Annotated in this window: 22 protein-coding genes, 2 tRNA genes and 1 pseudogene; 15 read left to right on the top strand and 10 right to left on the bottom strand. The window is 57.4% G+C overall.

Annotated elements, in window-relative coordinates; translation table 11 throughout:
* Nucleotides 1-286: 286 nt before the first annotated feature.
* The 4 genes from ribB to ACR0FG_RS08360 are packed head-to-tail and all read left to right on the top strand — an operon-like array spanning nucleotide 287 to nucleotide 2806.
* Nucleotides 287-1408 (top strand): 3,4-dihydroxy-2-butanone-4-phosphate synthase, encoded by a 1122-nt coding sequence (gene ribB, locus ACR0FG_RS08375; protein ID WP_480891958.1) that lies wholly within the window; start codon nucleotides 287-289, stop codon nucleotides 1406-1408.
* A 2-nt stretch (nucleotides 1409-1410) separates the two neighbouring features.
* A complete protein-coding gene (locus tag ACR0FG_RS08370; protein ID WP_480891955.1) occupies nucleotides 1411-1962 on the top strand; it encodes a 6,7-dimethyl-8-ribityllumazine synthase in 552 nt (183 codons plus the stop codon).
* Complete coding sequence (gene nusB / locus ACR0FG_RS08365) at nucleotides 1959-2441, top strand: transcription antitermination factor NusB (protein WP_170715359.1); 483 nt, start codon at nucleotides 1959-1961, stop codon at nucleotides 2439-2441. Before ACR0FG_RS08370 ends, nusB begins: the two co-directional genes overlap by 4 nt.
* A gap of 59 nt (nucleotides 2442-2500) precedes the next feature.
* Nucleotides 2501-2806: a hypothetical protein gene (locus tag ACR0FG_RS08360; RefSeq protein WP_480891952.1), complete on the top strand. Its 306-nt coding sequence runs from the start codon at nucleotides 2501-2503 to the stop codon at nucleotides 2804-2806.
* A gap of 225 nt (nucleotides 2807-3031) precedes the next feature.
* On the opposite strand, the gene ACR0FG_RS08355 is transcribed toward ACR0FG_RS08360, so the two are convergent.
* Together ACR0FG_RS08355 and ACR0FG_RS08350 are read right to left on the bottom strand one after the other, a co-directional pair.
* Nucleotides 3032-3457 (bottom strand): SRPBCC family protein, encoded by a 426-nt coding sequence (locus ACR0FG_RS08355; RefSeq protein WP_480891949.1) that lies wholly within the window; start codon nucleotides 3455-3457, stop codon nucleotides 3032-3034.
* Nucleotides 3454-3774, bottom strand: coding sequence for a metalloregulator ArsR/SmtB family transcription factor (locus ACR0FG_RS08350; protein WP_170715353.1), 321 nt, complete (start codon nucleotides 3772-3774; stop codon nucleotides 3454-3456). Before ACR0FG_RS08350 ends, ACR0FG_RS08355 begins: the two co-directional genes overlap by 4 nt.
* A gap of 113 nt (nucleotides 3775-3887) precedes the next feature.
* Between ACR0FG_RS08350 and ACR0FG_RS08345 the strand changes: the two genes are divergently transcribed.
* Nucleotides 3888-4319, top strand: coding sequence for an MmcB family DNA repair protein (locus tag ACR0FG_RS08345; RefSeq protein WP_480891946.1), 432 nt, complete (start codon nucleotides 3888-3890; stop codon nucleotides 4317-4319).
* Here ACR0FG_RS08345 and ACR0FG_RS08340 read toward each other — a convergent pair.
* Nucleotides 4316-4504, bottom strand: a complete 189-nt coding sequence (locus ACR0FG_RS08340; protein WP_480891943.1) for a DUF6324 family protein — start codon at nucleotides 4502-4504, stop codon at nucleotides 4316-4318. The genes ACR0FG_RS08345 and ACR0FG_RS08340 overlap by 4 nt on opposite strands.
* Nucleotides 4505-4582: 78 nt before the next feature.
* Between ACR0FG_RS08340 and ACR0FG_RS08335 the strand changes: the two genes are divergently transcribed.
* Nucleotides 4583-5065 (top strand): GNAT family N-acetyltransferase, encoded by a 483-nt coding sequence (locus ACR0FG_RS08335; protein WP_170715339.1) that lies wholly within the window; start codon nucleotides 4583-4585, stop codon nucleotides 5063-5065.
* A gap of 47 nt (nucleotides 5066-5112) precedes the next feature.
* Nucleotides 5113-5189, top strand: a tRNA-His gene (locus ACR0FG_RS08330).
* A 187-nt stretch (nucleotides 5190-5376) separates the two neighbouring features.
* Here the strand turns inward: ACR0FG_RS08330 and ACR0FG_RS08325 are convergent.
* Nucleotides 5377-5450: transfer RNA gene (locus ACR0FG_RS08325), tRNA-Cys, on the bottom strand.
* Between the two features lie 222 nt (nucleotides 5451-5672).
* On the opposite strand from ACR0FG_RS08325, the gene ACR0FG_RS08320 reads away from it, so the two are divergent.
* The 3 genes from ACR0FG_RS08320 to ACR0FG_RS08310 all read left to right on the top strand — a co-directional run bounded on the left by ACR0FG_RS08320 (nucleotide 5673) and on the right by ACR0FG_RS08310 (nucleotide 8655).
* On the top strand, nucleotides 5673-6326 hold the full coding sequence (locus ACR0FG_RS08320; protein WP_170715326.1) for a protein-L-isoaspartate O-methyltransferase family protein: 654 nt from the start codon (nucleotides 5673-5675) through the stop codon (nucleotides 6324-6326).
* Nucleotides 6327-6420: 94 nt separating this feature from the next.
* Entirely contained in the window at nucleotides 6421-7839 is a 1419-nt protein-coding gene (locus ACR0FG_RS08315; protein WP_170715324.1) for a TolC family outer membrane protein, read from the top strand.
* Between the two features lie 75 nt (nucleotides 7840-7914).
* Nucleotides 7915-8655 carry a hypothetical protein gene (locus ACR0FG_RS08310; protein ID WP_480891939.1) on the top strand — a complete coding sequence of 247 codons (741 nt, stop codon included), beginning with the start codon at nucleotides 7915-7917 and terminating at the stop codon, nucleotides 8653-8655.
* A 3-nt stretch (nucleotides 8656-8658) separates the two neighbouring features.
* Here the strand turns inward: ACR0FG_RS08310 and ACR0FG_RS08305 are convergent, their stop codons facing one another.
* Both ACR0FG_RS08305 and ACR0FG_RS08300 read right to left on the bottom strand, forming a co-directional pair.
* On the bottom strand, nucleotides 8659-10116 hold the full coding sequence (locus ACR0FG_RS08305; protein WP_480891936.1) for a cobyric acid synthase: 1458 nt from the start codon (nucleotides 10114-10116) through the stop codon (nucleotides 8659-8661).
* 129 nt (nucleotides 10117-10245) lie between these two features.
* Complete coding sequence (locus ACR0FG_RS08300) at nucleotides 10246-10566, bottom strand: DUF6280 family protein (protein ID WP_170715318.1); 321 nt, start codon at nucleotides 10564-10566, stop codon at nucleotides 10246-10248.
* 218 nt (nucleotides 10567-10784) lie between these two features.
* Between ACR0FG_RS08300 and efp the strand changes: the two genes are divergently transcribed.
* Entirely contained in the window at nucleotides 10785-11348 is a 564-nt protein-coding gene (gene efp / locus ACR0FG_RS08295; RefSeq protein WP_170715316.1) for an elongation factor P, read from the top strand.
* 43 nt (nucleotides 11349-11391) lie between these two features.
* On the opposite strand, the gene ACR0FG_RS08290 is transcribed toward efp, so the two are convergent.
* Nucleotides 11392-12333: an ABC transporter transmembrane domain-containing protein gene (locus ACR0FG_RS08290; protein ID WP_480891933.1), complete on the bottom strand. Its 942-nt coding sequence runs from the start codon at nucleotides 12331-12333 to the stop codon at nucleotides 11392-11394.
* Nucleotides 12334-12401: 68 nt separating this feature from the next.
* A complete protein-coding gene (gene ygfZ, locus ACR0FG_RS08285) occupies nucleotides 12402-13139 on the bottom strand; it encodes a CAF17-like 4Fe-4S cluster assembly/insertion protein YgfZ (RefSeq protein WP_480891930.1) in 738 nt (245 codons plus the stop codon).
* 73 nt (nucleotides 13140-13212) lie between these two features.
* Between ygfZ and ACR0FG_RS08280 the strand changes: the two genes are divergently transcribed.
* On the top strand, nucleotides 13213-13887 hold the full coding sequence (locus ACR0FG_RS08280; protein WP_480891927.1) for a TIGR04283 family arsenosugar biosynthesis glycosyltransferase: 675 nt from the start codon (nucleotides 13213-13215) through the stop codon (nucleotides 13885-13887).
* 7 nt (nucleotides 13888-13894) lie between these two features.
* On the opposite strand, the pseudogene ACR0FG_RS08275 reads toward ACR0FG_RS08280, so the two are convergent.
* Nucleotides 13895-14650 (bottom strand): annotated as a pseudogene (locus tag ACR0FG_RS08275) (hypothetical protein); the annotation flags it as partial.
* An 80-nt stretch (nucleotides 14651-14730) separates the two neighbouring features.
* Nucleotides 14731-15600, bottom strand: coding sequence for a MurR/RpiR family transcriptional regulator (locus tag ACR0FG_RS08270; RefSeq protein WP_170715308.1), 870 nt, complete (start codon nucleotides 15598-15600; stop codon nucleotides 14731-14733).
* A gap of 120 nt (nucleotides 15601-15720) precedes the next feature.
* On the opposite strand from ACR0FG_RS08270, the gene ACR0FG_RS08265 reads away from it, so the two are divergent.
* Genes ACR0FG_RS08265 through ACR0FG_RS08255 form a run of 3 tightly spaced genes read left to right on the top strand, consistent with a single transcriptional unit; the run spans nucleotide 15721 to nucleotide 18403 of the window.
* Complete coding sequence (locus ACR0FG_RS08265) at nucleotides 15721-16506, top strand: N-formylglutamate amidohydrolase (RefSeq protein ID WP_480891924.1); 786 nt, start codon at nucleotides 15721-15723, stop codon at nucleotides 16504-16506.
* Entirely contained in the window at nucleotides 16503-17087 is a 585-nt protein-coding gene (locus ACR0FG_RS08260; RefSeq protein ID WP_480891921.1) for a TRAP transporter small permease subunit, read from the top strand. The genes ACR0FG_RS08265 and ACR0FG_RS08260 overlap by 4 nt, the downstream gene beginning before the upstream one ends.
* Complete coding sequence (locus ACR0FG_RS08255; protein WP_170715306.1) at nucleotides 17084-18403, top strand: TRAP transporter large permease subunit; 1320 nt, start codon at nucleotides 17084-17086, stop codon at nucleotides 18401-18403. Before ACR0FG_RS08260 ends, ACR0FG_RS08255 begins: the two co-directional genes overlap by 4 nt.

Genomic DNA, 18403 nt, shown 5'->3' with positions numbered 1-18403 from the left:
TGATTGAAATTATTCTGCGGCGATCCAGCGGCTGGATTGGGGCAATTTGTGGACAAAGCGACGGTTTCAGCTGACAAAGTACTCTTTAGGTGAACAATCGATGTTGTACTGCCCGCTCTTCTGTGTGGCTGGTTGGGTTGGGGGCGGATTAAATTGGATGGTCGTTGCCAGCGTCTAGTTTGCATGATTTGCCATTGGGCCATGAAATCTTGTTCTGGGTACTCTGGCTTTTGCCGTTCGACTGGTCTATCCCGCCTTGCAATAACGCTCTGCGAAAGGCTGCCCCATGAGCTTTGAAACCCCCGGTCCGGTCGAGGCCCAGTTGCGCGAGGCTATCAGCCCGATCGAAGATATCATCGAAGACGCGCGCCAAGGCCGGATGTATATTCTGGTCGATCACGAAGATCGCGAAAACGAAGGTGATCTGGTGATCGCGGCCGAGTTTGCGGATGCGGACGCGATTAACTTCATGGCGACGCATGGGCGCGGACTGATCTGCCTGCCGATGACCGCTGAACGGATCGAGGCTCTGGGCCTGCCGATGATGGCGGTGAACAACTCATCGCGGCATGAAACGGCCTTTACGGTATCGATCGAAGCGCGCGAGGGCGTCTCTACCGGTATTTCTGCAGCTGACCGGGCGTTGACCGTGGCGACAGCGATCAATGAACAGAACACGATGGCGCATATCGCGACACCGGGGCATGTCTTTCCGCTGCGCGCCAAGCGGGGTGGGGTGCTGGTGCGTGCCGGCCATACCGAGGCCGCGGTGGATATTTCACGCCTTGCTGGACTAAAACCGGCCGGAGTGATCTGTGAGATCATGAAACCCGATGGCACCATGGCGCGGCTGCCTGATCTGGTGACCTTTGCCCAGGAACATGGCATGAAGATCGGCACGATCAGCGACCTGATCACCTATCGCTCTCGCAACGATAACCTCGTGGTGGAAACGTCGCGCGATACAGTAAACTCGGAATATGGCGGCGAATGGGAAATGCGGATATTCACCGACCAGACCCATGGCATCGAACACGTCGTCATGATCAAGGGTGACATCACCACGCCCGAACCTGTTCTGACCCGCACACATGCCCTGCACGAAGCGCCGGATATTCTGGGCCTCGGTCCCAAATCCTCGCGCGAATTGCCCCGCGCAATGGAGAAGATTGCCGAAGAAGGGCGGGGCGTTGTCTGCCTGTTCCGGCAGCCGCGCAACTCGCTATACGCCGCCGAAGACGAAGGCCCGCGGACCATCAAACAAACCGGTCTGGGCGCGCAGATCCTGTCCAAGATGGGCGTGCAGGAACTTGTGCTGCTGACGGATTCGCCGGAAACCAAATATCTGGGCCTCGACGCGTTTGGTCTGTCCATCGTCGGAACCCGCTCGATTCTCAAGGATGATTAATCGTGGCTGAACAAGACAAACATGGCGTCCTGCCAACCCCGAAATTCGACAAACCAGTGAAACTGCTATTGGTAGTGGCCCCGTTCTATCGCGCCATTGCCGACAACATGGTCGCTGGTGCCAAGGCCGAGATTGAGGCTGCGGGCGGAACCTACGATGTGGTCGAGGTGCCCGGCGCGCTGGAAATTCCGACTGCTATCGCCATGGCTGATCGCCAATGCAACTACGATGGCTATGTCGCGCTGGGCTGCGTTATTCGCGGCGAGACCACGCACTATGAAACGGTGTGCAATGACTCTAGCCGTGCCATTCAGTTGATGGGTCTGCAAGGACTTCTGATCGGCAACGGTATTTTGACTGTCGAAAATGACGAACAGGCCGAAGTACGCGCCAATCCGGAAAAGATGAATAAAGGCGGCGGCGCGGCCGCTGCGGCCTTGCATCTGATCGCGCTCAGCCGTAAGTGGGGCGCTTCGAAAAAGGGTGTGGGCTTCAAGCCCCCGTCCGAGTCCATCCTTGTGGCGGGCGACAGCAACGGATCCACGACAGCATGACACAGACCGACGCGCCGAAACCGGCCAACCAGAAACGCCTGATGAAATCCGCCGCCCGGCTTTATGCCGTGCAGGCGCTGTTCCAGATGGAGCAATCAGGCCAGACGACCGAACAGGTCGTGACCGAGTTTCTGGATCACCGGTTTGGCGCCGTCTATGAGGGCGAGGAAATGCTGGACGGTGATATCAGCGTCTTTCGCAAGCTGGTCGACGACGCGGTCAACTATCAGGCTCCGATTGATCAGATGACCGACCGCGCGCTGGTTGCCAAGTGGCCGATTGCGCGCATCGACCCGACACTGCGTGCCTTGTTCCGCGCCGCAGGCGCAGAACTGACCCAAAGCGACACGCCGCCGAAGGTCGTGATCACCGAATTCGTCGACGTGGCCCGCGCCTTTTTCCCCGAAGGCAAAGAACCGAAATTCGTCAACGCCGTACTGGACCACATGGCGCGCGAGGCTCAGCCCGAGGCGTTCTGACACCTTTACCGCAACCTCATGCGCGCTAGTCTGAAGGTCAGAGCGCAAGGAGGTTCGCCATGCCCAAACTGGTCCGTCTTTACATCACGCAAGTGGCTTGGGGTTTTGTCATTTCGGCAATCTTTGTTGGCGTGCTCTTGACCTTTAATGTAGCCAGCCTGCGCCATCTGATCACCGGTTCGGAAATCGGACTGATCGCTTTGCTGATGATCTGGTTCATGAACGGGATCGTATTTGCGGGTGTGCAATTCGCCTATGCGATCATGAGCATGGCTGAAAAGCCAAAAGGCCCACGCGGCGGAACGCCTGTTGCGCATGGGCTGAAACCGGCGCTGGTCAAGCAAGAGGTGCGCGCATCACGCTGAAAATCAGGGAAAATGTGGCGGGACCACCAGTCAACCGTGGGGCTTTGATTCCCGAGGACCTGTATATACAGGTGGGCGCCAGGTAATCAGGCCAGGACCTGAACAGAGCCAGCTCCCTCGGAATTGCTTAAGGCCACCGGAATGCTGCCTGTCACGAGAAGGGCAGAACCCGCCACAGGCCTAAGTAGGGTGTCTGGCGGGCTCGCACAAGGGGTTCATTGGGGGTCAGGCGTCAACAGTTTCGTGTAGCGCGGTGCGCATCTTGCCGAAATGTTCGTCCCAACCATTGTCGAGAGCAAGGATCAGACCGAAGGCATCGGCGCCTTGCGGCAGCCCTTCATGCATCAGGCCAAGGCGGGTACCGCCAGGAACAGGCTCCAGCGTCCATTTGACGACGCTGACCGCGTCGCCCATCGGTTTGACGGTGAAAGTGTATTCCAGATATTCGGGCCGCCGCGCCGCTTTGACCTCGCCCCAGATCAGCAGATCGCCGCTGGTGGTTCCAAACATCTCAAGCTTTTGCCCTTCGGCCAACGGGTGCTCTGGTTTGTGGAACCACTCGGCCAGCCGATCCGGTTCGGTCAGATAGTCCCAAACCGTTTCGGGCGTCGCGCGGAGGAAGATGGTTTTCTGCAAAACTGCTTGGGTCATTTCTTTGGTCCTTCAATTGCTTTCTTGAGATTGGCAAGGCGATCATCCCAGAACCGGTCAAAATAACCGAGCCAGTCCAAAACAGGGGCCATCCCCTTGGGTTCAAGCCGATTGATACGTTCGCGCCCCCGTGCCTCGACGGTGATCAGACCGCCATCTGACAAGACGGTCAGATGCTTTTTGACCGCAGCGCGGGTCATGTCGAATTGATCGGTCAATTGTGCGATCGTCATGTCCTGCGCTGCCAGCATCTGAACGATGTCCCGACGGGTTGGATCAGCCAGAGCGCGAAACGCGTTTTGGGTTTGCATGTTCATGGGTACCTCATTGTGATACCGTTTGGTATCGCAATATTTATGATACCAAATGGTATCGAGTCAAGTGAGGTGCAGAACTTGATTTTTGTTCATGAATTGTTCACATTTTGAGGATGATGTTGGATTTACAGCCCGGACAAAAACTGGCGCGAGGTGTTTCAAGGCACCTGACGACCCATGGCTATGTTTCGATTGAAGAATTCGTCCCCACGCGCGGCCTGCGTGTGGATGTTATGGGGCTTGGCCCGAAAGGTGAGCTATGGGTGGTTGAATGCAAATCCAGCCGGGCTGATTATCAGTCGGATTCGAAATGGCAGGGCTATCTGGATTGGTGTGACCGATTCTTCTGGGCAGTCGATACCGAGTTTCCGGTGGATCTGCTCCCGCCCGAAACCGGCCTGATCATCGCCGATGCCTATGACGCCGAGATCATACGCATGGGGCCTGAAACCAAATTGGCCCCGGCAAGGCGTAAAAAGATGATCCAGAAATTTGCGGTGGATGCGGCCCGCCGGTTACAGACCCTGCGCGATCTTCGGGTTTAGCCTTTGACTGCCCGCGCGGCCTGTGCGGCGGCACGGATCTCCTCGGCAATCTCTTCGGCCTCTTCCGGTTCAAAGTCCATCGGGATCTCGATACCAGCGCCTTCGATGAACAGACGCACCATGCCCTGATCAGTGGGTCCGATCTGCAGGTTTGCTTCGATGTCGCGTTCGGTGTTGATACCCATAGGTGCCTCCGGGGAATGAGCCTGTGTGCTAGCGTGTGGAAGGTTGAGAATCAAGCGGTTGATAAAGACAGATAGAGCATGGACAATGTAACTTTCAGACGTTTTCGAGCCGAAGATGCGGATTGGCTGGTTGAACAGCACGGCACGCTCTATGCCCGTCACGATGGCTTTGACGACAGTTTCGCACCGCTCGTCGCGCGCATTTTGGATGCATTCATTGCGGATCATGATCCTGATCGGGAACGAGGCTGGATTGCTGAAATGAATGACAGGCGTCTGGGCAGCATCTTTTGCGTCTCGCATGACAAGCACACGGCCAAATTACGTTTATTTCTGTTGTTGCCAGAGGCAAGAGGGCAGGGTGTCGGAAAACAAATGCTGACGACCTGCATGGAGTTCGCGCGCAACGCAGGATATCGAGAAATGGTATTGTGGACCCACGAAAGCCATCGCGCCGCATGTGCACTCTACCGCGCATCTGGTTGGCAGTTGACCGACAGCAAGCCTGTGCATTCCTTCGGCGTCGATCTGGTTGAACAAAGCTGGAGAATTCAGCTCTAAGACCCTTGCAATCCTCGTGCACGTTCGCTAAATCGCCCTCCACAAGTGCCGCCTTAGCTCAGTTGGTTAGAGCGCTGGATTGTGGATCCAGAGGTCCCCTGTTCAAGCCAGGGAGGCGGTACCATTTCCCGCCAAATCATCCAAATACGTCGGATTTAACTGACGCATCAGTTCTGTGGTTCTGTAAAGAGAATTTCGGTGAAATCCGAAGGAACTCGCACCCAAAGGGCTGATGTATCAGGCCGTGAGTTCCATAGGGCAATAGGCCTTGACCCCAGATCGGCACAATAGAACTTTGGTTTGGAGGGGATTGGAGGCGAGTACCGGAATCGAACCGGTGTACACGGATTTGCAATCCGCTGCGTCACCACTCCGCCAACTCGCCTTTTCAAGTAATATCAATCACTTGCCGTGGTGTGAGGGGCGTTCTAGCAGCTTTCCGGGGGGAGGTCCAGAGGGTTGAGGGGAAAACTCTTCTTCAAACGTCCGGTGGGAGCTTCCGGGTCGGTGGTGATTTGCCACGCCCTGTCCGGCGCATGGCCCGTTGCCGCACCGGGGCAGATGTGGCAAGAAGCCAGACAAAAGCCGAAGATGAACGAGCGACGCCATGACAGATTTCGCAGCCCGCCGCCTTACGATGGTCGATACGCAGGTACGGCCGTCCGACGTGACGAAATTCCCCATTATCGACGCCATGCTGACCGTCAAGCGCGAGAACTTTGTGCCGGACGCTCAGCGAGAGGCCGCCTATGTCGAGAGTCTGATCGATCTGGGCAAAGGACGCTGCATTCTTGAGCCGCGCACATTCGCCAAGATACTGGATGCGCTAAATATTTCGAACGACGAAATGGTTTTGGATATCGCGCCGGCCTTTGGCTACTCGACCGCAGTTGCGGCGCGTATGGCGCAGTTGGTTGTTGGGGTTGAAGAAGATGAAGATCTTGCCGCTGAGGCGCAAACTGTGCTGATGGAGGCGGATATTGACAACGCCATCATTCACGAAGGTCCGCTGGAGCAGGGCGCGGCAGAGCATGGGCCTTACGACGTTATCATGATCCAGGGCGGCGTCGAACAGGTCCCGCAGGCCATTCTGAATCAACTCAAGGATCAGGGGCGCATCGCCTGTTTGTTTATGGAAGGGGATTTAGGTACAGTTAAGATAGGTCACAAGTCTGCAGGGCGGGTCACATGGCGGTATGCATTTAACGCATCGGCCCCTGTTTTGAGTGCGTTTTCAGGCGTGGATGCATTTTCGCTATAGTCCACGGGCAAAATTAATTGCCGCCTTGATTACTTGAAAACACTGACGCAAACTGTTGGTTGGCTGCGTAAATTTGGTTTGAGAGGATTACGATATGCGTGGGACGGCAAGGGGAAAGCTCGTCAAAGCACTGGCTTTGACAGCAACTATTACTCTGGGAGCGCTGCCTGGGCGGCCTGTTTGGGCCGACAATCTGACCGATGCGTTCATCGGCGCGTATAACACCAGCGGCCTTCTCGAACAGAATCGGGCGTTGCTGCGGGCTGCGGATGAAGATGTCGCCATCGCACTGTCTGCGTTGCGACCGATCATCGACTGGACGGCGCAAATCCGGCAGGAATACAGACGCATTCGCGCCGCGGGAACCGTCACAACCGATGAGCCTACGGACTTTTTTTCGGGCCTGACCCTCAGCCAGTTGATCTATGACGGTGGCGCAGCCGTTCTGGGTAAGCAATCGGCTCAGGAAACCGTTCTTTCGACGCGTCAGTCCCTTATCGATATCGAACAACAAATCCTGTTTCGCGCCACCACTGCGTACTTGAGCGTCCTGCTGCAGGAAGAAACCGTTGCCATTCGTCAGAACAACGTCGATCTGTCAGCAGAAGAATTGCGCGCCTCGCAGGATCGGTTCGAAGTGGGTGAGGTCACACGAACAGACGTTGCCCTGTCCGAGTCGCAGCTGGCAAGTTCGCGCGCCGATCTGGCGGATGCGCGGGGCGCGCTGAGCACGGCACAGGCTGAATATGTGAACGCCGTGGGCAAGTTGCCTGGGCGCACAGCTGGACAGCCCAGCCTGCCCAAGTTGCCACGCTCGGAATCCGAGGCGCAATCGCTGGCGCAGCGCAATCACCCGGCCATCCTCTCGGCCCAGCATCAGGTGCGGGCGCTTGATCTGATCGTTCAACAGCAGCGCGCTAATCTTGGGCCGAATATTCGGCTGAACGCTGATGTTGGCGTGACCGAAAGCTATGACAACAGCGACAGCCGCAATGACGCAAGGGTTTCGCTGGATCTGAGGCAGTCTATCTACGCAGGCGGTCGACTGGCGGCTTCGGTGCGGCGTGCAATGGCGACGCGCGATGCGTCGCGGGCAAATCTGTTGAACGTGCAGAAAAACATCACGCAGGGCGTCACTGATGCCTATGTCCGGTTCCAGACCGCAACCGCCAGCCTGACGGCCTCGACCGAGCGGGTGCGCGCCTCGCAGGTTGCTTTCGATGGTATCCGCGAAGAGGCTACCCTTGGTGCGCGGACCACGCTGGACGTGTTGGCCGCCCAGCAGGATTTGCTGGATGCGCAACTTGCTGAGATTGCATCCCGGACCGAACGGTCATTAGCGGCCTATCAGTTGCTGCAGGCACAGGGTTTGCTGACAGCAGAGCGCCTGGGGCTTGCGGTGCAGATTTACGATCCGACATTGTACTATAACCTTGTGAAAAAGGCCCCCGCGCAGGTCAGCAAGCAAAGCAAAGACCTGGATCGGGTGCTCAAGGCATTGCGGCGCGACTAGGTTGCGATACTACTGGTTGTTCGCATTGGTCCGATTGGCTACAATCGGACCAAAGGGCAAGAGCGGTAGAGAGCAATGTCAGACAATGTCGTGAAAGCGGGTGTTGAGGATGTTCTGTCCTCGGTAAAGCGATTGGTCAGCGAAGAAGTGCGCGAAGACTCTGAGTTCATTTTCGTTCCGACAGCCCCGGACAGAAAGCCCGGTCGGTTGGTGTTGACCGAATCGCTGAGGGTGAGTGAACAGGAAACCCTCAAACCTCTCAAACTTGTGCCAGAGCTTCAGCCTGACAGGGCGACGACCGATGCTGCGGAACAGGTAGCGGCAAACAAGCCCGCTCCTATGCGTCTTCAACCCGGTGATATTGTCAAACCTGACGAGCCGGATGCGGCCGGGACCAAAGCCGAACCACCTGAACCGTCTGTTGCGCGCGAAGAGAAACGCGATTTGGCAGGCAGCCTAAGTGCCAAGATCGAAGCCCTTGAGGCCGCAATCGCCCGGACAGAAGATCAGTGGGAGCCGGACGGCGAAAGCGACGATGCCTATTCCGGAACACCCACCAAGGCGGTGAACTGGCCCGAAGACCCTGCCGGACAGACACCGGCAGCCGAACAAGACACGCCAGTGATTTTCACCCGAAGTGCCGGTCCTCGTCAGCCTGCAAAGCCCGCATTGGACGATGATGCGCTGACCGAATTGGTAGCCAGGATCGTCCGCGAAGAACTGCAGGGCGCGTTGGGCGAAGGGATCACGCGCAACATTCGCAAGATGGTGCGGCGCGAGATCAACAAGGCCCTTGCAGCGCAGGACCTGAAGTAACGGCTACGCCCGCTGCGGATTGCGGGCGAGGGATAGCAGCAGATCAAGGTCCATATGCTGTTCCAGATGATCGGCCAAGGCGTCCAGAACCTGTTCTACTCCATCGTCGTAGGCAAGGTCCGAGGTGGCACCCAACTGCTTGAGAAAGCTGGCGCGAAACGCGTCTGACGCAAATATCCCGTGCAGATAACTGCCGCGAATACGTCCGTTCGGGCTTGCGGCACCTTCGGGGCGACCCTCGATTTCCAACCATGCACGCGCGCAATCGGGGCCCTCGGTCCGCCCCATGTGAATTTCGTACCCGGTGACGGGTTGCCCACCGGGCAGGGCGGTCGCATCGCGCAATGTGACCTGCTTTTGCCCCGCCATGATCGTGTCCACGTCCAACAGACCCAGCCCCGCTACATCTCCGGCTCGACCATCCACGCCATTGGGGTCGGAAATCTTCTTGCCCAGCATCTGATAGCCGCCGCACAGGCCCAGCACATGCCCGCCGCGTCGCACATGGGCGTAAAGGTCGACGTCCCATCCCTGCGCCCGAAAATAGGCGAGATCGCCGATGGTGGATTTGCTGCCGGGCAACAGCACCAGATCGGCGTCACCGGGCAGGGCGCGACCGGCAGGTACGATTTCAACTGTAACGCCGGGTTCGGCGGATAGCGGGTCGAGATCATCGAAATTGGCCATACGCTCAAGCTGAGGGACCACCACCTTGCAGGTGCCACCGCTGTGAGAGCGGATGTCCATCATGTCCTCGGCGGGCAGTCTCCATGCGTCGTCAAACCAAGGCACCACGCCCATACAAGGCCAACCGGTCCGCGCAGCAATATCGTCGCGGCCTTCGTCAAACAGCGACACGTCGCCCTTGAAACGGTTGACCGCAAACCCGCGGATCATCGCAAGATCACCCGGGTCCAGCACGGCCTGCGTGCCCACGATCTGCGCGATCACGCCGCCCCGGTGAATGTCCCCGACCAGAACGACCGGAACGCCAGCGGCGCAGGCAAAACCCATATTTGCAATGTCGCCCTTTCGCAGATTGGTTTCAGCCGGGCTACCAGCGCCTTCGATCAGCACCAGATCGGCATCGGCGCAGAGGCGGTCGAAACTCTCTAGCGCGGCGGCCAGCAGTTTTGACTTGTCCTTGCGATAATCCGCAGCCCGCATCGTACCGGCCCGTTGACCCTGTACGATCACCTGCGCGCCGGTATCGGTTTCCGGTTTCAACAGGATCGGGTTCATATCCGTATGCGTCGGACGTTTTGCGGCGCGTGCCTGCAGCGCTTGCGCCCGCCCGATCTCGCCCCCGTTTTCTGTCACGGCGGCGTTGTTGGACATATTCTGAGGCTTGAACGGAGCTACCCGCAGCCCGCGCCGCGTAAACGCCCGGGCCAGACCGGCCACAAGAACCGATTTGCCAACATTGCTGCCGGTGCCCTGAATCATGATGGCGCGAGTCATGGCCTGCCTCCTTTGCTGAAGCGCAGATGACCTGATTTGCAGGCAAAGGAAAAGACCAGATGACCTGCACAAAGAAAAACGCGCCCCGGGATGACGGAGCGCGTTTATTCAATCAGGTTCAGATTGCGATCAGGCGGCTTCTGCCTGATGCGCAGCGTTACGGCGTTCACTTTCCTCGCGCGACAACGCAACCGAGGTGCGCACACCGCGGCCAACGAATTCCATCAGGCCATCCACAACCCGCTCGTTCGGGTCGATACCGGCGCAGGACAGCACCTCGCGCCCATCGCGCGAGCGGGCCCAGCGGGCGATTTGTTCGGGGCCATTGCCGTATTTCTTGTCATCGGCGATAGCATCATCCAGAGCAGCCAATACAACGGCCGCGAAAAGCTTGCGTGCACGATTGCCTTGCTCATTGTTAAAGGCAGTGCCGTCAACGAAATCTCTCATCTCGTTATCCTTGTTGTTCTTGCTCTTGCATTTTCGGCATGACGGTCCTTATGACCTATTAGGTGCGATTCGGATACACCTAAAATGCATAGTTGCGTTGCGTCAATTGCATGGCTTGCTGCAGGTGCAGCACTAGGTCTCGTTGTCTTGTCAGGTGTGTTCCCGCCAGATATAGGGACGGCAACTGACGCATCAACCGTTTGTGAAGGAAATAAGTCATGCCCAAGATAAATGGGAACGAAATTCGCCCCGGCAATGTGCTTGAGCATAACGACGGGCTGTGGGCCGCTGTTAAAGTGGATCACGTAAAGCCCGGTAAAGGCGGCGCTTTTGCGCAGGTTGAACTGCGTAACCTGCGCAATGGGTCCAAGCTGAATGAACGGTTCCGGTCTGCGGACAAGGTCGAGCGTGTGCGTCTGGAACAGAAGGATCAGCAGTTCCTTTACGAATCCGACGGAATGCTGGTCTTCATGGATACCGAGACCTATGAGCAGATCGAGCTGCCTGCCGACTTGCTGGGTGATCGCCGTCCGTTTCTGCAGGACGGCATGACAATCGTGGTCGAGTTCTACGAGGCCGAGGCGCTGAACGCCACGCTGCCCCAGAAAGTGACCTGCAAGATCGTCGAGACCGAACCGGTGGTCAAAGGTCAGACCGCCGCGAACTCGTTCAAACCGGCCATTCTGGACAATGGCGTCAAGGTCATGGTGCCGCCCTTTATCGGTCAGGATGAGATGATCGTGGTGAACACCGAGAGCATGGAATATTCTGAACGCGCATAATCGCAGAGATGTGCACGAAAAGGGCCGCTTTTGCGGTCCTTTATTATTTGCGTTTCAGCTTTCTGTACCGCTCGGGGTGGTCGCCAAAAAGTTCTAGCATCAGATCGTATTTGATCCGGTTTGCGCTGACCTGACGATAGAAAGCGATCAGGAAGGATGTTGGCCCCTGAATGCGGCTTAGACCGCTGGTAGCTGCGACCACTGTACCAACATCGGTTCGCCCCTGCATAACCAGCCATCCGCCCAGCATAAGAACACCGACCGTTCCCGCGCCGTTAATTACGCTCAGCAGGAATTTGGCGGATAGTTTCCAGATGAACATTTTGCGACGCGTCTCGAATATCTCGTCAAATTGGCGCTCAATGCCCTTTGCCACCTCATTGATGTCTTTCAGGGTCAGCTCATCCGTAGCGCTGCGCAATATCCGCACCCGTTCCGCGACGAATATGTTCACCTTGCGCTGCGAGATCAGGACGATGATGATTTGTGGCACAATCATCGAAAACGCGATCATTCCAAGACCGGGCTGGGTCGATGAGATATAGCCGATCACACTGACCAGCGTACCGATCTGCACAACCGGATCTGAAAACGCACCGCCTGCGAATTTACCCAATTCTTCCGCTTCGGCGGAGATCGCAGTCGTCATCGTGCCTTTGCGAATGTTTTCGCCGGTTTCATCCACATCCACAGCGCGGGCCAGCAGGCGCTGACGGATCATGCGGATCAGATCCTCGCCCAGCGTTCCAGCACGAAAACCCAGAACCCATTTCAGTCCGAGGCTTAACAGAATGACGCCCATCATCCCGACGCCCAGCGTTAGCAGCCGCTCGGCCTCGATATCCTTTGATGTCAGATGGTTGATGATATCGCGCTGAAACTCCAGCGGGACAGCGGCCAGACCGGCGATTGCCAGAGACAGAATGATAAGAATGATCTGACGGCCAGCACTGGCGCGCCAGATCGCGGTGTAAAGGCGAAACATGCATTTATCCCGATGACTACCCTGACACCAGTGATACCGCGATGGGCAGGGGGATCAAGCAGCGCGCGTCAGAGGGCCAGCCGAACAATGGCATCTCCGGCTTGCATATCGCCGTTGGCCCGGTCAAATCGAAGATAGGCGATGGCCTGATTGCCTGATTGGGTGAACAAAGTGCCGACAGGTTTTCCGTTGGACAGGATTTGTGTTCCAATCGGCGCTTCGCCCTGAACAACGACCTGCCGCAAACCTTTGCGCAATTCGGTTTTGTGCTTCATGCGGGCAGTGACTTCCTGACCGACATAACAGCCTTTCTTGAAATCCAAACCATTTAACGCCTCGAACCCCGATTCAAGGATATAGCTGTCTGGCGTCAATTCGATGCCGGTCTCGGGGATGCAATGGCGCACCCGGATCGCGTCCCAATCGGTTCCATCATCGCTTTCCGGCGCAGCTGAGTAATGACGCCACCCCATATCCGGATGGCGCGGATCGGGCAGGGCGTCATCGGGGGCATCCCCTGTACCACGGCGAAGATTCAGGTCTGTTTCTTCGATAGCAACATTGGCGCGCAGTTTGTACATCGTCAGGCGCTTGATAAACCCGTCCGCCAATTCTTCGGCGACGTCCAGCAATACCGCTTCGCCTTCACGTTTCAGAAAGAAATCCGCCAGATACTTACCTTGTGGTGTCAGCAGGGCGGCATAGACCAGCCCATCGTCCAGCCGGTTCACATCATTGGTGATCAGACCTTGCAAAAAGCTGTCGGTGTCCGCCCCGGTCAGGCGCAAAATCCGGCGATTGGGCATGGGTTGATCCTCGTCAATGGTCTTGGCCTCGTGATATAGGGGATCGCATCGCCATGACCAGAGGGTTTCACACGTGTCCGCCCCGATCAGCATCGTTATCCCTACTCTGAACGCCGCTGACCAGTTGCCGCGAACGCTTCAGGCGTTGATGGAGGGACTGCAGGCCGGTCTGATCCGCGAGTTGATCGTTAGCGACGGCGGGTCAAGCGATGCGACGGTTCAAATGGCCGAGGACTCGGGCGCTGTCGTCATAATCGGCCCCGCATCTCGCGGTGGTCAGCTGCGTCGCGGTTGCAAAGCGGCAAAAGGGGACTGGTTGTTGATCCTGCACGCTGACACTGAACTGCAACAAGGCTGGACCGATACCGTCTTGGACCATCTGCCAACAGGCAGGCCGGCAGCGTTTCGCCTGAAGTTCAGGGCCAGCGGTCTTGGGCCAGCTTGGGTTGCGGGCTGGGCGAACCTGCGCAGCCGCTTGTTCAGCCTTCCTTATGGCGATCAGGGGTTGCTGGTCCGGCGGCAGGATTATCTATCTGCCGGAGGCTACCCGGATCAGCCTTTGATGGAAGATGTCGCGTTGGTCCGAGCACTGCCGCGCGCGGCCCTGTTGCGGGCGGATGCCATCACGAGTGCGGAACGCTATACCCGTCAGGGTTGGTTGCGGCGGGGCGCTCGGAATCTTTGGACGCTGGTACGGTATTTTCTGGGGGTTGATCCTGAACGGCTGGCGCGGGCTTATCGGCGCTGAACGAAGCGCGCAGCTCGACCAGAGATTTGCCCAGACGGAACGGGGCTGCAAAGCTGACGAGGCACAGGGCGATGATTTGCAGAACCAGAATATGCGCGTTGGCCTGCAGATATTCCCATTCATCTTTCAGCTTGCCGACCTGTTCAATCAGATCGTCATAGCTTTGCGCCAGTATCAGGTAGTCTCCGGCAATGGCAGGCACCTTGCGGCGCATATTGTCGATTGCCGTCTGAGTTGCTTCGTCCAAAGAAGTAAAGACAAGGAATTGATCAATATTGAAGGCATCTGCCTTGGCGGCCATATCACGCGCTTCATCCATATCGTCTTTCGACGCCCCCCCGAACAGAAATTGCAGTCCTTGCAGGGGCGCGACTTCGTTTGTCACGGCAATGAACAAAGGCAGGTCCGCGTTGCTGGCGGTCGAGGCCGACAGGAACTCGACCTTTTCGCATAGCACCGCGGTATCCGGGTCATAGGCCGGGTCGCAGAACCGCAAGCGGAACCGAGCTGCGTCGCGATCAAAGGCCAGCGTCGCCGCATAGGCCACGTCGATTTGGCGATCCAGTCGCGAACTGTCTGCTGTATAAAGCCCCGCCAGGATCGCCACCAGCGCGCCGATGCCACCCAGAACGACCCAAACCAGATCGGCCAGTTTCCACGCCCGATGTCCTGCAGGTTTGCGAAACAGAAAGCCCGTTCCGATGAGCCCGGCCAGAAAGAACAGGATCAGCAGTGGCAGTTGGTTCTCGGCAACAAAAGTCATAGGTCCAAGTGTACGTCCTGCGCGTGTACTGGCAACAGTCCTCACGCGCAGTTGTAGCTGACGAAACTTTTGGGTGGGGCCTAAGACCCCGAACTTTGACCAAATTTGCGAAACAGCTTGGTTCTGTCGAACGCCTGCTCCAGCGCATCGGTCCGTTCCTTGACGCTGTCCCAGAGACGTTCCTGTACTTCGGCAATCACGCATTCCATCAGCACCAGCGGCGCTGCCATGGAATCCCAGGCCGAGGGAACTGCGATGCGGGTGGCAAACGTGTGTTTGGCCAGCCTGTGTATGGGCGAGCGCCATTGATCTGTCAGCAGCACAACGTCAGCACCGCGCTCGTGGCAGAGTTGCCCGATCAGCAGCGTGGTGTTTTCATACCGGCGCACATCCAGCGCCACCAGCACATCGCCCTCTCGGACCTCCAGCAGATCGTGCGTCCAGGATGCGGCATCGGCAAGCAGTTTGACATCCGGACGGATCATTTGCAGGTGCAGATAAAGATATCTCGCCAGCGTCCCGGTAATGCGGCCACCGGTAATGAATATGCGGCGTTTGGGATCGCAGAGCAGGCGGCAGAAGCTGTCAAACTCCCCGGGGTCGACCTCGTCAACGGATCGTTTCTGGTTTTCCAAGGCCTGACGCGAATAGCGGTTCAGGATATGTTCCTCAGGCAAATCGTTTTGCCAAACATCGCGTTTGGCTTCGGGCCCCGAGATCATTTCCTTGACCTCTCCGCGCACGGCAGCCTGGAACTGAGGATAGCCATCAAATCCGGTCTTTTGCAGCATCCGCGCCACGGTCGTGGTCGAAACTGAGGCAATGCCGGCCAGTTCCGTAATGCTGCCCAGCCCTGCCATCGGATAATCATCCAGCAATACGTTTACCAGCTGACGCTCGGACGGCGTCATCTCTTCCCGATGCGCAAGGAGCTTTTCGGTCACCCGCATGGGCTGCCTCCTTCGGTTTCAGGATCGCTTCGTATAAATTTTGACATTATGAACAATCCCGTTCGATTTTATACAGGAAAATTATTGACAGGTGAACCGGTAATGTGGAGATTTTTCCGCATGAGCCAGATGGAATCGCAGGACATCACATTCCGGTATGGGCCGGTTGTTCACATATCCAAGGCCGAGGGAGCGCCCTCGGCCCTTGTGGTGTGCGAACATGCGTCGAACCGGGTTCCGGAGTTTCTTGGAGATATGGGGCTGAGCCCTGATGCGCTGCAAAGCCATATCGCATGGGATCCCGGTGCCTTGCCGGTTGCGCAGACGCTGTCGCAACACTTGTCGGCCCCGTTGGTTCATGGCGGTATCTCGCGGCTTGTCTATGACTGCAACCGCCCGCCCGAGGCCAGCGATGCGATGCCGACCCGCAGCGAGGATATAACGATCCCTGCGAATGCGAATCTGGCTCCGGCACAACGCGCCGAGCGTGTCGCGCATATTTATCGCCCGTTCGAAACGGCCTTGTCTGATGAGATTGCGCGCCATCAAGATACGCTTCAACTGATGGTCACCATCCACAGCTTTACGCCGGTCTATCGGGGCCGACACCGCGCGGTCGAGTTGGGGCTTTTGCATGGGGCAGATGACCGCTTTGCCAGGGCGATGATGGCATCGGCACCAGATAGCTTGTCTTTTGAAACCCAATTGAACGAGCCTTATTCCGCTGCCGATGGTGTGGCGCATACGTTGGATGTTCAGGCTGTTCCGAACGGGTTACTGAATGTGATGATCGAGATCCGGAACGACTTGATCCAGACATGGTCACAGCAACAGGCGATGGCTGACCTCCTTGCACCCTGGATAGCGCAAACCTTGTCTGATTTGCGCGAAAGGGGGCGGGCGTGATCGGGGCGATGGCCGGATATGTGCGGGTCGTGGACGCTATCAACTACCGGATCGGGCGGGTCATGATGTGGGGCCTGTTTGCGATGATGGGAATCCTGCTTTGGTCTTCGATCTCAAAGACCTTTTTCCTTCCGTCGCTCTGGACGCTGGAAATGGCGCAGTTTGCGATGGTCACCTACTACATTCTGGGCGGCCCCTATTCGATCCAGCTGGGCTCGAACGTGAGAATGGATCTGTTTTATCACAACTGGTCGCCGCACAGGAAAGCCTGGTTTGATGCCTTCACCGTATTGCTGCTGATCCTGTATCTGGGTGTGTTGTTTTACGGCGGTCTGGGGTCGACTGCCTACAGCCTTGGATACTGGGGCGACGCGCCGGTTTCCTACTTCGCCGGCCTGCTGACCGGCAGCGAGGAAATTGGACGGCTCGAACGCTCGTCAACCGCGTGGCGGCCTTATATCTGGCCGGTCAAGGCGATCATGGTTTTCGGATTTTTCCTGATGTTGCTTCAGGCGGTCTCGGAGTTTTTTAAGGACATTGCCCGGATCAAAGGGCAAGATATCGGGGTCAAGCGGGTATGAGTCAGGAATACATCGCCATCTTCATGTTTGCCCTGATGATGCTGATGCTGTTCACCGGACAGCGCGTCTTTGGTGCTATCGGAGCCGTCGCCACCATCGCCGCGCTGGCGCTGTGGGGTACAGGCGGGCAGGACATCACGTTTTCGGCCGCGATGAAGCTGATGAAGTGGTATCCGCTGCTGACGCTGCCGATGTTCATTTTCATGGGCTATGTACTGTCGGAAAGCCGTTTGGCAGATGACCTTTACCGGATGTTCCATGTCTGGATGGGTCCGGTAAACGGCGGGCTGGCGATTGGCACCATCGGCCTGATGGTGCTGGTTTCTGCCATGAACGGTCTCAGCGTTGCTGGCATGGCCATCGGTGCGACAATTGCGCTGCCCGAACTGCTGCGGCGTGGGTATGACAAGATCATGGTGACTGGTGTCATACAGGCCGGGTCCAGTCTGGGCATTCTTGTACCACCATCTGTCGTGCTGGTGCTTTACGCGATGATCGCGCGGCAACCCGTCGGGCAGCTTTGGCTGGCTGGTATCCTGCCAGGGTTGATGATGGCGGCGATGTTCATCCTATACATCTGGATACGCTGTCGCATCCAGCCGCAGCTTGGCCCGGCGATGGAGGACGTGCACGAGGTTACGCGCGCCGAGAAGATCCGGCTGCTGGGGGCAGGGGCGCTGCCGCTGATCATCTTTGCGGCGATGATGGTGCCGTTTGTGAACGGCTGGACCTCGCTGGTGGAAAGCTCTGCCATTGGTGCCCTGACCGCGCTGATCGTTTCGATCCTCAAGCGGCGCATGACATGGAAGATATTCGAGACCTGCACCAAGAACACTCTGGCGATTTCGTGCATGTTCATGTGGATCATTCTGGCGGCCCTGGGTTTTGGCGCGGTATTTGACGGGCTGGGTGCGGTCAAGGCCATCGACAATCTCTTCACCGAACAGCTGGGCCTGTCACCCTGGATGATCCTGATCCTGATGCAGCTGAGCTTTATCGTCATGGGCACTTTTCTGGACGACACGGCGATGCTGGTCATTGTTGCGCCGCTTTATGTGCCGCTGGTCGGTGCTCTGGGTTTCGATCTGATCTGGTACGGCGTGCTTTACACGATCACCACGCAGATCGCGTATATGACGCCACCCTTCGGCTATAACCTGTTCCTGATGCGCGCCATGGCCCCGCCCGAGATTGGGCTCAAGGACATCTATCGCTCGATCATCCCGTTTGTAGGTGTGATGGTTCTGGCGTTGATTATCATCATGGTCTTCCCGGAAATCGCGCTTTGGCTGCCCGGATATGTCTACGGAAATTAA

The organism is Ruegeria sp. E1, from assembly GCF_056534225.1.
This window is presented reverse-complemented; position numbering and strand designations above follow the sequence as displayed.

Bases quoted from the DNA above. Each gene is read 5' to 3' on its own strand.
- ribB (WP_480891958.1), top strand. From the start codon at position 287: ATGAGCTTTGAAACCCCCGGTCCGGTCGAGGCCCAGTTGCGCGAGGCT.
- nusB (WP_170715359.1), top strand. From the start codon at position 1,959: ATGACACAGACCGACGCGCCGAAACCGGCCAACCAGAAACGCCTGATG.
- ACR0FG_RS08360 (WP_480891952.1), top strand. From the start codon at position 2,501: ATGCCCAAACTGGTCCGTCTTTACATCACGCAAGTGGCTTGGGGTTTT.
- ACR0FG_RS08355 (WP_480891949.1), bottom strand. From the start codon at position 3,457: ATGACCCAAGCAGTTTTGCAGAAAACCATCTTCCTCCGCGCGACGCCC.
- ACR0FG_RS08350 (WP_170715353.1), bottom strand. From the start codon at position 3,774: ATGAACATGCAAACCCAAAACGCGTTTCGCGCTCTGGCTGATCCAACC.
- ACR0FG_RS08345 (WP_480891946.1), top strand. From the start codon at position 3,888: ATGATGTTGGATTTACAGCCCGGACAAAAACTGGCGCGAGGTGTTTCA.
- ACR0FG_RS08340 (WP_480891943.1), bottom strand. From the start codon at position 4,504: ATGGGTATCAACACCGAACGCGACATCGAAGCAAACCTGCAGATCGGA.
- ACR0FG_RS08335 (WP_170715339.1), top strand. From the start codon at position 4,583: ATGGACAATGTAACTTTCAGACGTTTTCGAGCCGAAGATGCGGATTGG.
- ACR0FG_RS08320 (WP_170715326.1), top strand. From the start codon at position 5,673: ATGACAGATTTCGCAGCCCGCCGCCTTACGATGGTCGATACGCAGGTA.
- ACR0FG_RS08315 (WP_170715324.1), top strand. From the start codon at position 6,421: ATGCGTGGGACGGCAAGGGGAAAGCTCGTCAAAGCACTGGCTTTGACA.
- ACR0FG_RS08310 (WP_480891939.1), top strand. From the start codon at position 7,915: ATGTCAGACAATGTCGTGAAAGCGGGTGTTGAGGATGTTCTGTCCTCG.
- ACR0FG_RS08305 (WP_480891936.1), bottom strand. From the start codon at position 10,116: ATGACTCGCGCCATCATGATTCAGGGCACCGGCAGCAATGTTGGCAAA.
- ACR0FG_RS08300 (WP_170715318.1), bottom strand. From the start codon at position 10,566: ATGAGAGATTTCGTTGACGGCACTGCCTTTAACAATGAGCAAGGCAAT.
- efp (WP_170715316.1), top strand. From the start codon at position 10,785: ATGCCCAAGATAAATGGGAACGAAATTCGCCCCGGCAATGTGCTTGAG.
- ACR0FG_RS08290 (WP_480891933.1), bottom strand. From the start codon at position 12,333: ATGTTTCGCCTTTACACCGCGATCTGGCGCGCCAGTGCTGGCCGTCAG.
- ygfZ (WP_480891930.1), bottom strand. From the start codon at position 13,139: ATGCCCAATCGCCGGATTTTGCGCCTGACCGGGGCGGACACCGACAGC.
- ACR0FG_RS08270 (WP_170715308.1), bottom strand. From the start codon at position 15,600: ATGCGGGTGACCGAAAAGCTCCTTGCGCATCGGGAAGAGATGACGCCG.
- ACR0FG_RS08265 (WP_480891924.1), top strand. From the start codon at position 15,721: ATGAGCCAGATGGAATCGCAGGACATCACATTCCGGTATGGGCCGGTT.
- ACR0FG_RS08255 (WP_170715306.1), top strand. From the start codon at position 17,084: ATGAGTCAGGAATACATCGCCATCTTCATGTTTGCCCTGATGATGCTG.